Raw genomic sequence first — 14,653 nt, 5'->3', positions numbered from 1 at the left:
CGGGCTGGTCATCATCGACATGACGATCGCGTCCAGCATCTCGCCCTGCCTGTGGTTCGACGACAACCTCGAGGAAGCTGCCCGCTTCTACACCGGGATCTTCCCGAACTCCTCCATCGGCCACCTCACCCGCTACAACGACGCCGGACCCGGGAAGCCCGGGACGGTGATGGCCGGCGAGTTCACGCTCGACGGGATGACCTTCCGCGGCATCAACGGCGGGTCCGCGCCGTTCGCGTTCTCGGAGGCCGTCTCGTTCTCGGTGGCCTGCCGCGACCAGACGGAGGTCGACTACTACTGGGACGCGCTGGTCGACGGCGGCGAGGAGTCGGTGTGCGGCTGGCTCAAGGACCGGTACGGCCTGTCGTGGCAGATCGTCCCGACCCGCCTCTACGAGCTGGTGTCCGACCCCGACCCGGTGCGGGCGCAGGCCGCGACGCAGGCGATGCTCGGCATGCGCCGGATCGTCATCGCCCAGCTCGAGGCGGCGGCGGACGCGGCCGCCGTCAGCTGAAGCCTGAGTGATGCAGCACACAGCGCGGATCCGGCTGCTCCGGGGCTAGCCTCGTGTTCGTCCATCCAGGAACGTGGACCCTTCACCAGGGCCGCGAGTCACGAGGAGACGGAGCTCGACGATGAGCGAGGAAACCGCGCCGTACGGACCGACGATCAAGCGGATCCGCACGCACCACCTGCGTGAGATGAAGGAGCGCGGCGAGCGCTTCTCCATGCTGACGTCCTACGACATGCTCACCGCGCAGGTCTTCGACGAGGCAGGCATCGAGATCCTGCTCGTCGGCGACAGCGCCTCCAACAACGTCCTCGGCAACGCCACGTCGCTGCCGGTGACCGTCGACGAGCTGATCCCGCTCACGCGCGCAGTCAGCGGCGCGGTCGAGCGGGCGATGGTCGTCGGCGACCTGCCCTTCGGGTCCTACCAGGCGTCGCCAGAGCAGGGCTACCTCACGGCCGTCCGGTTCATGAAGGAGGGCCGCGCGCACTGCGTGAAGCTCGAGGGCGGGGTCGAGATGGCCCCGCAGATCGAGCGGATGACCCGTGGTGGCATCCCGGTCATGGCGCACATCGGTTTCACCCCGCAGTCGGAGCACGCGCTCGGCGGCTACCGGGTGCAAGGTCGCGGCGACACGGCGGAACGGGTGCTGCGCGACGCCGAGGCGGTCCAGGAGGCGGGGGCCTTCGCCGTCGTCATGGAGATGGTCCCCGGCGACGTCGCCGCCCAGGTCACGCGAAAGCTGCAGATCCCGACGATCGGCATCGGCGCCGGCAAGGAGTGCGACGGCCAGGTGCTGGTGTGGCAGGACGCGTTCGGCCTGCGCACCGGGCGGATGCCGCGCTTCGTCAAGCAGTACGCCGACGTCCGGTCGGTCCTGCTCGACGCCGCCCGCGCCTACGACTCCGAGGTCAAGACCGGCGAGTTCCCCGGACCGGAGCACACGTTCTGACCCTGGCCCTTCGACACCCGATCGACGGCCTTCGACACGCTTCGACACCCTTGGACGGCCCGCGACGCACGGCGTTAGGTTGGTGGCCATGCGCAAACTCGGTGCCCCCCTCGCCGCCCTGGCCCTTCTGCTCACCACCCTCGCGTCCTCCCCGGCGTCCGGGTCGCCCGCATCGCCGATCCGCGACCGGGATGCCGGCTACGACGACAGCCCGCGCCGTGCCGCGCCCGCGTTGCGGGTGACGACGGTCGCCAACGACCTCGACCACCCGTGGGACGTGCGCCCCGTGGGCAACGGTCGGCTGCTGTTCACCCAACGCGACCGAGCAAACCTCACGCTGATCCAGGCCGACGGCGACAAGCGCCGGGTCGCGTTCCCCAGCCGGCGGGTGTGGGTGTCCGGCGAGACCGGGCTGATGGGTCTTGCGGTCGATCCCGACTTCGCCGAGAACCGGCGGATCTACACCTGTCAGGGCTGGAAGCTGCCGGGCGGCAGGCACGACATCCGGGTGATCGGATGGAAGCTGGATCCCGGCCTCACCGCGGTCGGCCGTCCTGACGTGCTGCTCAAGGGCCTGCCGACCACCTCCGGCCGGCATGGCGGATGCCGGCTGCTCATCGCCCGCAACGGCGCGCTCCTCGTCGGCACGGGTGACGCCGCCGTCGGCAGGAACCCGCAGAGCCTGCGTTCGTTCGGCGGCAAGACGCTGCGCCTCGACCCTGCAACCGGACGGCCGTGGCCGACGAACCCGTGGGCAGGCGCGGACGGCAGGAAGCGCTACATCTACACCTACGGCCACCGCAACGTGCAGGGCCTCGCCCAGCGACGCGACGGCAGCCTGTGGTCGGTCGAGCACGGGAGCTTCCGCGACGACGAGATCAACAAGCTCGGCCGCGGCCGCAACTTCGGCTGGAACCCGGTCCCCGGCTACGACGAGTCGGTGCCGATGACCGACCACTCCCTGCCCGGGCGGCAGTGGAGCGCCAAGTGGCGGTCCGGCAATCCCACGATCGCGACGTCAGGCGCCGCCTTCGTCAGCGGGCGGGGCTGGGGTTCGTACGCCGGCACGCTCGCGGTTGCGTGCCTCGCCGGCGAACGGCTGATGTTCGTCAAGTTCGACGCCAGCGGCGACCTGCGGTGGACCCGGGCGCCCGAACGCCTCCGCAACCCCGGCCGGTTGCGCGGCGTGACCGCTTATCGCGGATCGCTGCTCGTCACGACGTCGAACGGCGGCGGCGACGACCGGATCCTGCGGGTCCGGCCGGTCCGCTGACCGTCACAGCCGGCACGCGCCCGAGGACGTCAGCGCTCGGCTGGCGTCGATGCTGAGGTCGCGCACGCGGGCGGCCAGCGGCGACAGGGTGCCCTGCCAGAGCAGGTAGATCTCGCGTGGCGGCAGGGCCGGTCGGATCTTGTGCAGGACCACCTCCTCGTCCCTCCCGACCGATCTCGTCGCCAGTACCGGGAGGACCGCGCACCCGAGCCCGCCCCGCACCATCGAGACGACTGCCTGGTTGTCGGCCGTCCGGAACACGAAACGAGGGCGGACACCCAGCTCGGCCAACCTGTCCTCGACCCGCCGCTGGTCGCAGATCCGCGGCAGCCCGATCATCGGGGCGCCGTCGAGCCGCTCCACTGCGACCGGGCCGCGACGGAACAGCGAGCGCGGCGCGACCAGGACGTGCTCGTCGGCGAGCAGTCGGACCCGATCGAGATCCGGGCCTCCCGGGCCGTCGAAGAACATCAGGTCGAGCCCGGTCAGGGACGGCTCCTCGGACTCGTCCTCGACCAGCCGGATGTCGCAGTCGGGGTGCTCGGCCCGGGCGGCGGCGACCACCGGCGGCAGCACGACGTTGGTGACGGTCTGGAAGGTGCCGATGTCGACCCTGCCGCCGCCGGCGTGGAACCGAGCGATCGCCTCGTCGGCGTCGGCCGCGGAGCGGAGCATCCCCTGAGCGTGCTCCAGCACGACGCGCCCGAGTGGGGTGATCCGCACTGGCCGCGGCCCGCCGGGGCGGTCGAAGACGGCGCCGCCGACGGACCGCTCCAGCGCTGCGATCTGCTGACTGAGCGTGGACTGCGTGTACCCCAGGCGGGTTGCGGCCCGGCCGAACGTACCCTCGGCGACCACCGCGTCCAGGGCGGCGAGGTGGCGGAGCTCGATCACGAACATTATCGTATCGCCCGATCTTCTTGATCGCTATTGATCGCTTTTCACGAACGTCGACGAGGCCTAGCGTCGAGGCCATGAACCCAGAGCAACTCCTCGAGATCAACGGCGTCGAGCTGTGTGTGCAGACCTTCGGCGACCCCACGGACCCCGCGATCCTGCTGATCCACGGCGCATCGGCGTCGATGCTGTGGTGGGAGGACGAGCTGTGCGGGCGCCTGGCAGACGGCGGCCGGTTCGTCATCCGGTTCGACAACCGCGACACAGGACGGTCGACGCACTGGCCGGCGGGCGAGCCCGGGTACGCCTTCAGCGACATGGTGGCCGACGCCGTCGGCGTCCTCGACGCGCTCGGCGTCGAGACGGCGCACGTCGTCGGTCGGTCGATGGCCGGTGGAACGGCGCTGGCCCTGGCCGTCGATCATCCTGCTCGGGTGGAGACCGTCACGTTCGTGACCACCACGACCGGCGAGCTCGAGATGGGACAGGTCGCGTTCCCGCCACCGCCCGACTACGACGACGTCCAACAGGTCGTCGACCACGTGGTCGCCGCAGTGGCGGCGTACGCCGGCGGATCGCCCCACTTCGACCCCGAGGCCGCTCGCGCTCTCGCCGAGCGCGACGTCGCTCGCGGCAAGTCGGCCGCGTCGACCATGCTGAACCACTACCTCATCGACTTCGACGCGCCGAGGAACGGCAGCTTCCGCGACGTCGCGGTGCCGACGCTCGTCGTGCACGGGGAGATCGACCCGGCCTTTCCGCTCTCCCATGGTGAGGCACTCCGGGACGCCGTTCCCGGCGCGCGGCTGCTCGTGCTGCCGGCCACCGGCCACGACGTCCCGCCACCGGTCTGGGACCTGTTCGTCCCCGCGCTCCTTGAGCACACGTCATGACCCGGTCCGCGGTGTGGGTGCCGCTCTTCGACGACCTCGCCGATCCCCGGGTCGCGGTGGACCTCGCGGTCGCCGCCGAGGAGGCCGGATGGGACGGCTTCTTCGTGTGGGACCACCTCCGCTGGCACGAGCCGGTCGTCAGCGCGGGCGATCCGTGGGTCGCGCTCGCAGCGATCGCAGCGGCGACGGATCGGATCCGGCTGGGCACCCTGGTCACCGCGGTCGCGCGCCGCCGTCCGGCGAAGCTGGCGCGTGAGACCGCGGCTCTGGACCTGCTGAGCGGTGGGCGGGTGAGCCTCGGCGTCGGCCTCGGGTCGGACCGGTTCGGCGGTGAGTTCTCCCTCTTCGGCGAAGAGACCGACGAACGCGCCCGGGCGGCCATGCTGGACGAGGCGCTCGAGATCCTGCGCGGCGCCTGGTCCGGCGAGCCGGTGCACCATCGCGGCGACCACTACGCCGTCGACGGTGTGCGCTTCCTCCCCCGGCCGACGCAGCGCACCATCCCGATCTGGGTGGCCGGGTTCCCCGGGAAGGCCCGTCCGCGACAGCGGGCAGCGCGCAACGACGGATTCTTCCCGGTCAACCTCGCCGACCCCGACCAGCTCGCCGAGGAGGTCGCCGCCGTCACGGCGCTGCGCGACGACCCGACGGCGCCGTACGACGTCATCGCGGCGGTCGCGCCCGGCGCCGACCCCTCGCCGTACGCCGACGCCGGCGCCACCTGGTGCGTGACCGACACGGAGGCGGAAGGCCTGACCCTCGACACCGTGCGCGGCCTCATCGCCGACGGACCGTTCAGGTAGCTGCGTCGGGGCTACACCAGCCCGCGCCGCTCCAGGAGCGGCTCGATCGGCGCCGGCCGCCCGCGCCACTCGACGTACGACGCGAGCGGATCCTTGGTGCCACCGATGCCGATGACGTGCTTCCGGTAGAGGTCGCCGTTCTCGCGGGTGAGTCCTCCGTTGTCCTTGAACCAGGCGACGGTGTCGGCGTCGAGCACCTCGCTCCAGATGTAGGAGTAGTACGCGGACGCGTAGCCCGAGCTCATGCTGTGCGCGAAGTAGGGCGTGGAGTAACGCGACGGCACCGCGGGGTTGTCGAGCCCGACCGCCGCGAGCGCCGCCGCCTCGAAGCGCAGCACCTCGGCGGGGTCGGTCGGCACCTGGTCGGGACCGAGCTCGTGCCAGGCGAGGTCGAGCAGAGCGGCGGCAAGGTACTCGCTGGTCCCGAAGCCCTCGTTGAAGGTCGAGGACGCCTCGATCCGTTGGATCACCTCGGCCGGGATCGGCTCGCCGGTCTCGTGGTGGACCGCGTAGTTGGCCAGCACCCCGGGCCAGAGCATCCACATCTCGTTGACCTGCGAGGGGTACTCGACGAAGTCGCGGAAGACGGCGGTGCCGGCGAACCGGGGGTACGTCGCCCGCGCCAGCAGGCCGTGCAACGCATGGCCGAACTCGTGGAAGAGGGTGCGGGTCTGGTCGTAGGTCAGCAGCGTCGCGTCACCCGGGGCCGGCTTGGGCACGTTGAGGTTGTTGTAGACCACCGCGGTGTCGATGCCGAGGAGCTCGGACTGGTTGACGAAGCTGCTCATCCAGGCGCCGCCCCGCTTCGAGTCGCGGGTGTAGAGGTCGAGCAGGTAGAGGCCGACCGGGCCCCCGTCCTCGTCGGCGACCTCGAACACGCGGACGTCGGGGTGGTAGCCCTCAAGGTCGCTGCGCTCGGCGAAGGTCAACCCGTAGAGCCGGTTGGCAGCGAAGAAGACGCCATCGCGGAGCACCCGCTCCACCTCGAACCAGGGGCGCAGCGCGGCCAGGTCGACGTCGTACTCGGCCGAGCGCACCTGCTCGGCGTAGAACGCCCAGTCGTGCGCCTCGACCGGGAATCCGGCCTGGGCGGAGAGGGCTGCCTGCTCACGTCTCGCGTTGCCGGCAGCAGGCGTCGCCAGCTGGGCGAGCATCCCGCGTACCGCGGCCGGGGTGCCTGCGGTGTTGTCCTTGGTGACCAGCTCCGCGTGGTTGGCGAAGCCGAGCAGCTGGGCCCGCTCGGCGCGCAACCGCAGGATGTCGAGCGCGATCTGCCGGGTGTCGTGTGCGCCGCCGCGATTCCCCCGTGCCCGCTGGGCCTCGGACAGCCGGCGACGTACGTCGCGGTCGGTGAGCGCCGCCAGGTGCGGGTGCGCGGTCGGCAGCACCAGCGTGAGCAGCCACTTGCCGTCAAGGCCGCGGGATGCCGCCGCGGCAGCCGCGGCGGAGATCTCGCCCGGCGTCAGCCCGGCGAGCTCGGACTCGTCGTCGATCACGACGGCGAGATCGTTGGTGTCGGCCTGGAGCGTGATCTCGAAGGCCGTCTCCTGCGCCGAGATCTGCTCGTTGAGCTTGCGCAGCCGGGCCTTGTCGTCCTCCCCCAACGCCGCACCCGCGAGGGTGAACTCGACGACGTAGCGCTCCACCAGGTAGCGCGCCTCGGGGTCGAGCGCGTCGCGCTGCTCGTGCACGGCCAGCAGCCGTTGGTAGAGGTCGGGGTCGAGCGCGATGGCGTCGGAGTGCGCCGCCAGCCTCGGGGCGTACGCCGCGCGCAGCTCGTCGACCTGCTCGTTGGTGTCGGCGCTCGCCTTGTTCGAGAAGATCCGCAGCACGCGGGACAGCCCTTCGCCACTCCGCTCGAGCGGCACCAGGGTGTTGTCGAAGGTGGCCGGCTCCGGGTTCGCGGTGATCGCGGAGACGGCCTCGATCTGGGCAGCCATCCCCTCGTCGAGGGCCGGGGCGAAGTCGTCGTCGGTGAAGTCGGAGAACCTCGGCAGCTGGTAGGGAAGGTCACTGGGGAGGAGCAGTGGGTGCATGACGAAACCCTACGTGCGCGTTGACGAGTAAAGGAGACCCGTGTGACCATCGCAGGGCCCGACGCCGTGGCTCCAACACCCGTCGGCCGAAGGGGATCGCCATGTCATTACGTCGCGCTGCCGTCAGCGCCCTGTCCGCACTGCTGATCGCACCACTGGTCGCGCTCGCGCCGGCCACGCCGTCCGAAGCGGCTGCGGGTGGTCGGTTCGTCACCACCTGGAACACCTCGTTCCACCACCGGGTCGCGCTGCACCTCTACGGCAGCGTCGACGTCACGGTCGACTGGGGCGACGGCACGCAGACCGTGGTCTCCGGCGAACGGTTGCCGCGTACGCACCCCCCGGTCCAGCACACCTACGATCCGGCTGTCGGTCGGGCCGAAGTGGTCGTCACCGGCACCTTTACCCGCTTCGGCCGGTTCCCGATCAACTACGACTTCGTCCCGACCGGGCTCCTGACCGTCGACGAGTGGGGCCCGACGGGCACGACCGACCTGTCCGGCGCGTTCGCCGAGGCCAGGTCCCTCACCAACGTCGCGGAGATCCCCGCCGGTGTCATCGACATGGACCACATGTTCTACGCCGCCGACGACTTCAACCAGCCGATCGCCGACTGGGACGTCTCGCGGGTCAAGGACATGGAGGGGATGTTCGCGGAGAGCTCCTTCAACCAACCCATCGGGACCTGGGACGTCTCCCGCGTCAGGAACATGTCTGCGATGTTCGCCGGATCGCCGTTCGATCAACCGATCGGGTCCTGGGACGTCTCGCAGGTCACGGACATGGCGTCGATGTTCAGCGGGAACGGCGGCTACAACTCGTTCGACCAGCCGATCGGGAATTGGGACGTCTCGAACGTCACCGACATGAGCGGGATGTTCGAGGGCTCCTCTTTCAACCGGTTCATCGGCGACTGGGACGTCTCCAACGTGACGTCCATGACCGGCATGTTCAGCGGCAACAACCTCGGCGGGGGCGACCAGGTGACGAACCGGTTCAACCGGCCCATCGGCGGGTGGGACGTGTCGAACGTGGTGTCGATGGCCTCCATGTTCAACCGGTCGGTCTTCAACCGACCGATCGGCGACTGGGACGTCTCCAACGTCACGAACACGACCTGGATGTTTCTCTTCTCGCGGTTCAACCAGCCGATCGCCGATTGGGATGTCTCCAACGTGAGCAGGATGGTCTACATGTTCGGCTGGTCGCCGTTCAACCAGCCCATCGCGGACTGGGACACGTCTGGGCTGACCGAGATGACCGGGATGTTCGCCGGCTCGCGCTTCAACCAGCCGATCGGCAACTGGGACGTGTCGGGCATCAGGTACGAGGGCGACATGCAGGAGGTCTTCGAGGGCGCGCGGGAGTTCAACCGGGACCTGTCGGGCTGGTGCGTCCCCTCGATCAAGTCAGCCCCGCGGGAGTTCGACAGCTTCGCGACTGCCTGGGTACTCCCCCGTCCCGTCTGGGGCACCTGCCCGGGCAACCCGGACTACCGGCCGGCCGGGACGTTCACGTCGGTCACCGACGACGGCGGCGCCATCGTGGCGGAAGGCACGGCGACGGCTCCCGACCACGGGGTCGAAGCCGTCGCGGTCGGCATCCGGGACCTCGCGACCGGCCAGTGGCTGCACCGGGACGGGACGTGGGGTGCCTACGAGAAGATCTGGACGGTGCTCACCGACCCGGGAGCGACCTCCACCGCGTGGAAGATCCGTCGCGCACTGCCTCCCGGCCGGTACGGCGTCGCGCTCTTCGTCAAGGACACCTGGGGCATCGCGAACGCCGAACCACGCCCCTGGCGGGAGGTCACGGTCTCCTGACCGGAGGGTGGCTAAGGGCGGTTGCGGCCAAGGTCGTCGTGCGCCTGCACCCATTCCTCCGCGACGACGGCCGACCCGAGCGACAGCTCGCCGGCGAGCACGGTCGCGGCGATGATCTCGGCGAGCTTTCGGACCTTGCCGGTGCCGTAGCAGTCCATGATCTCGAGGCACTCGCGCTGCGTGGCCAGCCCGGTGCCGCCGCCGTACGTCGCGATGATGAGTGACGGCAGCGTGACCGAGGCGTAGAGGTCGCCGTTCGGCAGCAGCTCCGAGAACCCGTAGAGGGCGGATGACTCGGCCACGTTGGCGACGTCCTGTCCGGTCGCGATGAACATCGCGGTGATGCCGTTGGCGGAGTGGTTGCCGTTGTTGTTCGTCACCGACATGATCGCGCCGAGCTGGCCCCGGAGTCGCGCCGCCCAGAGTTTGTCGGTCGTGACGTTCATCTGCTCCTCGACGAGTCCGGCAGGGAGCGTGATCTCGGCGACCACCCGCTTGCCGCGGGTGTGGAGCATGTTGACGACCGAGGTCTTCTTGTCGGTGGCGAACTGTCCCTCGAGCAGGAAGTGCAGCTCGCCCGGGTAGTTCTGCTTGATCCACGCGCACGCGGCGAACGTCGCCTTGCCCGTCATGTTCTGCCCGGCCGCGTCGCCGGTCGTGTAGTTGAACCGGGTGTAGAGCAGCTTGGAGACCGAGAACTTCTGGATCTCGACCAGCCTGCCCGAGCTGGTCGTCGTCTGGGCAGCGGCGGCGATCGGCTCGAAGTTGTCGTCGAGCCAGGCAGAGAACGCCTTCGCCTCGCGGGCGCTCTCGAAGCTGAAGACGGGCGCTCGCTGCATCCGGTCGTCGAGCACCGTCGTGGTGACCCCACCGGCTTCCCGGCACAGCTTCATGCCCCGGCTGTACGACGCCACCAGCGTGCCCTCGGTGGTTGCGAGCGGGACCAGGAACTCCCCCTGAGCGTGCTCGCCGTTGACCAGCAGCGGACCGGCCAGCCCGATCGGCACCTGCGCGACGCCGAAGAAGTTCTCGATGTTGCCGGGAAGCGTGGACGGATCCAGCGAGTAGCTCCCGACGTGCTCGACCGCGCTGCCGGTGCGGGAGCGCACCAGCTCCTGCCGGGCCTTGATCGCGGCGGCGGAGTAGTCGTCGTCCCGGTCCCGCGGGATCCTCAGGTCAGCCATGCCCCTAGTAAACCGGTGGTCGAGGAAGTCGCGCAGCGACTGTCTCGAGACCCCAGCAGGTCAGCCGAACGGGAGCGGGTCGGGTGCCAGCGAGACTGCACGCGCCCGGGCCGCGGTGAGCCCGCGGCGGTGGTGCTGGCGGCAGAGCACCTCGTAGGACACGACGGTCGGCTCGTCGACCGGTGGTACGTCGACGTCGCCCACCACGATCACCTCACCCTCGGTGACCATCGCGCCGTCCTCGGTGCGGGCGTTGTGGGTGGCGCGCTTGCCGCACCAGCACAGCGCCTCGACCTGGAGCACCTCGGTGCGATCGGCGAGTTCGACCAGCCGGGCCGAGCCCTCGAACAGCTTGGTGCGGAAGTCGGTGAGGATCCCGAAGCAGAAGACGTCGATCTGCAGCTCGTCGACGATCTTGGCGAGCTGGTCGATCTGGTCACGGGTGTAGAACTGCGCCTCGTCGCACACGAAGTAGTCGATCCGCGCTCCTTGGGTGAGCGCGTCGACCGTCGTCCGCCAGAAGTCGAAGTCCGGCGTGACCTCGTGCGCCTCGGCGGTGAGACCGAGCCGGGACGACACCGTCGCCACCCCTGCCCGGTCGTGCGACGTGTACAGCCGCCCGACCCGACCACGCGCGGCGTGGTTGTGGTTGGTCTGCAGGGCGAGCGTCGACTTCCCCGCGTCCATCGTGCCCGTCCAGAAGGTCAGCTCCGCCACCCGGTGAAGGATGCCAGACGGCGCTTACTCGGGTGGTTCTGCCGTGCTGACGGTGGAGGTGACGTCGACGTCCGAGCCCTCGGCTGAAGCCGCGATCCCCCAGATCGCCTCCCCGAAGCTGATGGAGTACAGCTCGCCGGCCTCGAACCCGCCGAGGGAGGCGACCTGCTCGCAGCCGCCCGCAGGTATCTCGCACTGGAGCAGGTCGATCTGCTCGGGGTTCGCCGCGCCGGCGATCGCCAGCAGCGTGTCACCGTCCAACCAGTCGTACCCGAGACCGGCGGGATGACCGGCGTCGACCGCGACCCGCTCCCCCGTCCGGGTGTCGTAGACCTGCACCTGCTCGTCGAACACGCTGATCCAGCGACCATCGGGCGAGAGGAGACCGGCCTCGGTCGCGACGCCAGGGATCCTGACCCGCGCCTCGCCACCGGGGCCTACGAGAAGTGTCCCCTCGCCTTCGTCGCGGGTGCCCTCCGCGCGAGCAACCAGGTCGTCCTCGATCGAAACCACCTCAGTCCACGCCGCCACGTCCGGTAGCTCGGTGACGGTCCTGGACGTCAGGTCGACGACGCGGAGCGGGGAGCCTTCCAGGTAGGTCTGGTCGCCGTCCACGGCGACGAACGGGAAGTTCTCCTCGATCCCGGCTGGTTCGCTCCAGACCAGCTCGTTGCCGCTCACGTCGAAGACAACAGCTTCGGGATCGTCACCGGTCCCATCGAGCCAGCCGACATACGGCGCCTCCGGGTCGGACCGCAGCCGCGAGTCCTGGGTCTCGCCGATCTGCTTCGGCTCACCCTCACCCGCGAACGAGTAGACGCCGAACCGCCCCTCCCGGTTGCCGTCCCACCCGAGGAACACGATGCCTTCGCTGGTGCGGACGAAGCTGGCGACGTCGACACCGAGGTCGTACGTCGCCTCCGGTGTGTGGAGGGTGCTGCCCTCGGTCCACATCGGCACGTCCGTGCGGAACGGCTCGTCGACGAAGTCGGTCTTGCGGTCGCCGTCGTCACCTCCGAAGACGGCAGCGACCGTGGCGACGACCGCCAGTACGGCGACACCGGCGACGCCGGTCGCGACGCGCCGGCGGCGGAGGGTCCGCTCCCCGGCACCGGTGATCGCGTCGAGGTCGACCGCGGCGAAGTCCTGGTCGGCCGCCCGATCCATCATGGTCTTGAGCTGCTCGGTCATGCCGGCACCTCCTCGTTGTTGATCAGGTCGGTGACGTCGAGCTGGTCGCCCATCAGGTCACGCAGCTTGCTGAGCGCGGCGGAGCCCTGGCTCTTCACGGTGCCCACGGCGCAGCCGAGCATCGCGGCGGTCTGCGCCTCGGTGAGGTCCTCGTAGTAGCGGAGGACGATGACCGCGCGCTGCCGGGGCGGCAGCTGCGCGAGCGCCTGCATCAGCGAGGTCCGTGCGGCGACCGCGTCGGCATGACCCGCGTCGGCGGTCTCCGGCACGTGCTCGGCCGTGCGCTCGCCGTACCAGCTCTTCTTGCGGAACCAGGTGATCGCCGTGGTGGTGATCGCCTTGCGGGTGTAGGCCTCGGCATTGGCGGGGTCGCGCAGCCGAGGCCACGCGACGTAGGTCTTGGTGAGCGCCTCCTGGACCAGGTCCTGGGCCAGCCCGACGTCGCCGACCATCAGGTAGGCGGCACGGTGCAGCGCGCCCGACCGGGCCGCGACGAACTCCGCGAAAGCGGACCTGTCCCGAGCAGCCATCGTGCCTCCGACTCCCGAGGGCGGCTCCGTGCCGCCCTGCTCACCCTCCCTGACGACGCCACCCGTCGGAAAGGTTCGTTGCCCAGGTCCGGTGCTGTCAGTCGACGAGGAGCGGGATCAGCATCTCGTCGTCGGTGAGCGAGCCGTGCATGCCGATCAGCCGGGTCTCGTAGGGGAAGCCGTCGGTGGAGAGCACCGCCGACGTGCCGCGACAGGCCACGACGACGTCACCGATCCGCGGCAGCACCACCGGGTCGACCGGGCCGAACCACCCGCGGCCGATCGCCTCCGCACGGGTCAGCACCTCGGCGCGGTCGGCGAGAGTGGCCCGCCACGTGTCCACCACGTCGGCCACCGCTCCGCCGACGCAGTAGAGGTGGCGGAAACGCGCCTCGCCGCCGATCAGGAAGATCCCCGAGCCGAGCGCATCGTCCGCGGCGACGTCGATCCGGTCGTCCTGGGGCACGTCGACCATGCCGTGGTCGGCCACGACCAGCAGCCGACGGTCGGCCGGCAGCGCCTCACGAAGCTGTTCGGCCTCGTGGTCGATCATCGCCAGCTGCTGCAGCCAGTGGCTGGAGTCGACGCCCCACCGGTGCCCGGTCCAGTCGAGGTCGCCGTCGTACACGTAGGTCAACGAAGGGGCTTCGGCGGACGCCGCCACCACGGCCGCGATCCGCTCCCCGACGCGATCGACGCCCACGTAGTCGGCGCCGCGGTGGGCCGCCACCGTGAGCCCGCTGCCGAGGAACTCCCGCTTGTTGACGACGCTGACCCGCACACCGAGTGCCTGCAACCGCGTGAACGTCGTCGTGTGCGGCTGCCACTCGATGGGATCCACGTCGGCGTCCCAGATCAGCGCGTTGAGGAGGTTCTCGGTGCCGGGCACCCGGGTGGTGAATCCCACCAGGCCGTGGCCGCCGGGCACCAGCCCGGTGCCGAACGAGGTCAGGCTGGTGGAGGTGGTGGACGGCACGCCGGCGGTGCCGATGGTCGAGGTCGGCAGCAGCGAGGCGAGGTACGGCGCCACCTCCGCGTGCCGACGCAACAAGTTGGCGCCGAGGCCGTCGATGAGGAAGACCACGTACGACGACGCACCGGGCAGGTCCAGCCCGCGCGGATCGCCGTCGAGGGTGTGGCCGAGCGCGGCCGCCACCGCCGGGACCACGTCGCCGAGGGAGCGCTCGCCGTAGGCGGGCTCGCAGAACTCTTCCATCGTCCGGATGTCGCTCATCCGCGGGTACGGGCGGAGAGCGACGCGGCGAAGGACAACAGGCCACCGACGGCGTCCGAGCCGTCCGCGGCAGCCGACACCCGGAGCGAGAAGTCGTCCGAGGACAGGGTGCCGGTGTAGCCGTGGTCGGCCTCGCACTGGGGGTCGTTGCAGCCGGCAGGCTCCAGGTCGACCCGGTGCACGGCGCCCCATCCGATGGTGAGCACCGCCTCGACCGGCGGCTGCGGGCCCGCGGTCGGGTTGGCCGTCATCCGGGTCACGACCACCGACGACACCGCGCTGAGATTGACCGCCTCCGTCGAGGTCGAGGTGTAGGGCTCCGGGAGCAGGTCGTCGCCGGCGTGCTCGTCGGTGTGGGCGAGGATCAGCCGGCTCGGGGTCAGGACGATCACGCTCTGGTGACGGCGTACCTCGTCGCGCTCGAACGTCGGCTCGTGGTGCACGTAGAAGGACACGACGTGCTCGCCCCCGACCGCCTCCGCCACCGCGTCCGCGACCACCTCCGGGTAGTAGCCGGTGCGGTCGAGCGCCTCGCGGAGCTCGGGCGCGCGGTCCCGGTCTTCGGAGGTTCGGGAACGGACGTCAGGCATGGTCGCATCCTGTCACGGC

At 70.3% G+C, this 14,653-nt stretch carries 14 protein-coding genes; 6 read left to right on the top strand and 8 right to left on the bottom strand.

Annotated features, from left to right (window positions below; genetic code table 11):
* Nucleotides 1–19 precede the first annotated feature (19 nt).
* The 3 genes from SHK19_RS09220 (at nucleotide 20) to SHK19_RS09210 (ending at nucleotide 2,736) form a co-directional block, all read left to right on the top strand.
* Nucleotides 20–514, top strand: coding sequence for a VOC family protein (locus SHK19_RS09220; protein ID WP_322457315.1), 495 nt, complete (start codon nucleotides 20–22; stop codon nucleotides 512–514).
* A 121-nt stretch (nucleotides 515–635) separates the two neighbouring features.
* Nucleotides 636–1,463: a 3-methyl-2-oxobutanoate hydroxymethyltransferase gene (gene panB / locus SHK19_RS09215; RefSeq protein WP_322938467.1), complete on the top strand. Its 828-nt coding sequence runs from the start codon at nucleotides 636–638 to the stop codon at nucleotides 1,461–1,463.
* Nucleotides 1,464–1,551: 88 nt separating this feature from the next.
* A complete protein-coding gene (locus SHK19_RS09210; protein WP_322457317.1) occupies nucleotides 1,552–2,736 on the top strand; it encodes a PQQ-dependent sugar dehydrogenase in 1,185 nt (394 codons plus the stop codon).
* 3 nt (nucleotides 2,737–2,739) lie between these two features.
* On the opposite strand, the gene SHK19_RS09205 is transcribed toward SHK19_RS09210, so the two are convergent.
* Nucleotides 2,740–3,636: a LysR family transcriptional regulator gene (locus SHK19_RS09205; protein WP_405030467.1), complete on the bottom strand. Its 897-nt coding sequence runs from the start codon at nucleotides 3,634–3,636 to the stop codon at nucleotides 2,740–2,742.
* Between the two features lie 74 nt (nucleotides 3,637–3,710).
* On the opposite strand from SHK19_RS09205, the gene SHK19_RS09200 reads away from it, so the two are divergent.
* Nucleotides 3,711–4,526, top strand: coding sequence for an alpha/beta fold hydrolase (locus SHK19_RS09200; protein ID WP_322938465.1), 816 nt, complete (start codon nucleotides 3,711–3,713; stop codon nucleotides 4,524–4,526).
* Nucleotides 4,523–5,329 carry an LLM class flavin-dependent oxidoreductase gene (locus SHK19_RS09195; protein ID WP_322938464.1) on the top strand — a complete coding sequence of 269 codons (807 nt, stop codon included), beginning with the start codon at nucleotides 4,523–4,525 and terminating at the stop codon, nucleotides 5,327–5,329. Before SHK19_RS09200 ends, SHK19_RS09195 begins: the two co-directional genes overlap by 4 nt.
* An 11-nt stretch (nucleotides 5,330–5,340) precedes the next feature.
* Here the strand turns inward: SHK19_RS09195 and SHK19_RS09190 are convergent, their stop codons facing one another.
* Nucleotides 5,341–7,365: a M3 family metallopeptidase gene (locus tag SHK19_RS09190; RefSeq protein ID WP_322938463.1), complete on the bottom strand. Its 2,025-nt coding sequence runs from the start codon at nucleotides 7,363–7,365 to the stop codon at nucleotides 5,341–5,343.
* A gap of 101 nt (nucleotides 7,366–7,466) precedes the next feature.
* On the opposite strand from SHK19_RS09190, the gene SHK19_RS09185 reads away from it, so the two are divergent.
* Nucleotides 7,467–9,188: a BspA family leucine-rich repeat surface protein gene (locus SHK19_RS09185; protein WP_322938462.1), complete on the top strand. Its 1,722-nt coding sequence runs from the start codon at nucleotides 7,467–7,469 to the stop codon at nucleotides 9,186–9,188.
* An 11-nt stretch (nucleotides 9,189–9,199) separates the two neighbouring features.
* On the opposite strand, the gene SHK19_RS09180 is transcribed toward SHK19_RS09185, so the two are convergent.
* From SHK19_RS09180 to SHK19_RS09155, 6 genes are all read right to left on the bottom strand, one after another.
* Entirely contained in the window at nucleotides 9,200–10,372 is a 1,173-nt protein-coding gene (locus SHK19_RS09180) for a hydroxymethylglutaryl-CoA reductase (protein ID WP_322938461.1), read from the bottom strand.
* Nucleotides 10,373–10,432: 60 nt separating this feature from the next.
* Nucleotides 10,433–11,089 carry a thymidine kinase gene (locus SHK19_RS09175; RefSeq protein WP_322457324.1) on the bottom strand — a complete coding sequence of 219 codons (657 nt, stop codon included), beginning with the start codon at nucleotides 11,087–11,089 and terminating at the stop codon, nucleotides 10,433–10,435.
* Nucleotides 11,090–11,113: 24 nt separating this feature from the next.
* Nucleotides 11,114–12,280, bottom strand: coding sequence for a hypothetical protein (locus SHK19_RS09170; RefSeq protein ID WP_322938460.1), 1,167 nt, complete (start codon nucleotides 12,278–12,280; stop codon nucleotides 11,114–11,116).
* Entirely contained in the window at nucleotides 12,277–12,810 is a 534-nt protein-coding gene (locus SHK19_RS09165) for a SigE family RNA polymerase sigma factor (RefSeq protein ID WP_322938459.1), read from the bottom strand. The genes SHK19_RS09170 and SHK19_RS09165 overlap by 4 nt, the downstream gene beginning before the upstream one ends.
* Nucleotides 12,811–12,907: 97 nt before the next feature.
* Complete coding sequence (locus SHK19_RS09160) at nucleotides 12,908–14,044, bottom strand: alkaline phosphatase family protein (protein WP_322938458.1); 1,137 nt, start codon at nucleotides 14,042–14,044, stop codon at nucleotides 12,908–12,910.
* Nucleotides 14,041–14,634 (bottom strand): DUF5998 family protein, encoded by a 594-nt coding sequence (locus SHK19_RS09155; RefSeq protein WP_322457328.1) that lies wholly within the window; start codon nucleotides 14,632–14,634, stop codon nucleotides 14,041–14,043. The genes SHK19_RS09160 and SHK19_RS09155 overlap by 4 nt, the downstream gene beginning before the upstream one ends.
* Between the last annotated feature and the right edge of the window lie 19 nt (nucleotides 14,635–14,653).

Source organism: Nocardioides bizhenqiangii, assembly GCF_034661235.1.
Lineage (GTDB): Bacteria > Actinomycetota > Actinomycetes > Propionibacteriales > Nocardioidaceae > Nocardioides > Nocardioides bizhenqiangii.
Note: the sequence above shows the minus strand (reverse complement) of the source record. Positions and strands in the feature narration are given on the sequence as shown.

Bases quoted from the DNA above. Each gene is read 5' to 3' on its own strand.
- SHK19_RS09220 (WP_322457315.1), top strand. From the start codon at position 20: ATGACGATCGCGTCCAGCATCTCGCCCTGCCTGTGGTTCGACGACAAC.
- panB (WP_322938467.1), top strand. From the start codon at position 636: ATGAGCGAGGAAACCGCGCCGTACGGACCGACGATCAAGCGGATCCGC.
- SHK19_RS09210 (WP_322457317.1), top strand. From the start codon at position 1,552: ATGCGCAAACTCGGTGCCCCCCTCGCCGCCCTGGCCCTTCTGCTCACC.
- SHK19_RS09205 (WP_405030467.1), bottom strand. From the start codon at position 3,636: ATGTTCGTGATCGAGCTCCGCCACCTCGCCGCCCTGGACGCGGTGGTC.
- SHK19_RS09200 (WP_322938465.1), top strand. From the start codon at position 3,711: ATGAACCCAGAGCAACTCCTCGAGATCAACGGCGTCGAGCTGTGTGTG.
- SHK19_RS09195 (WP_322938464.1), top strand. From the start codon at position 4,523: ATGACCCGGTCCGCGGTGTGGGTGCCGCTCTTCGACGACCTCGCCGAT.
- SHK19_RS09190 (WP_322938463.1), bottom strand. From the start codon at position 7,365: ATGCACCCACTGCTCCTCCCCAGTGACCTTCCCTACCAGCTGCCGAGG.
- SHK19_RS09185 (WP_322938462.1), top strand. From the start codon at position 7,467: ATGTCATTACGTCGCGCTGCCGTCAGCGCCCTGTCCGCACTGCTGATC.
- SHK19_RS09180 (WP_322938461.1), bottom strand. From the start codon at position 10,372: ATGGCTGACCTGAGGATCCCGCGGGACCGGGACGACGACTACTCCGCC.
- SHK19_RS09170 (WP_322938460.1), bottom strand. From the start codon at position 12,280: ATGACCGAGCAGCTCAAGACCATGATGGATCGGGCGGCCGACCAGGAC.
- SHK19_RS09165 (WP_322938459.1), bottom strand. From the start codon at position 12,810: ATGGCTGCTCGGGACAGGTCCGCTTTCGCGGAGTTCGTCGCGGCCCGG.
- SHK19_RS09160 (WP_322938458.1), bottom strand. From the start codon at position 14,044: ATGAGCGACATCCGGACGATGGAAGAGTTCTGCGAGCCCGCCTACGGC.
- SHK19_RS09155 (WP_322457328.1), bottom strand. From the start codon at position 14,634: ATGCCTGACGTCCGTTCCCGAACCTCCGAAGACCGGGACCGCGCGCCC.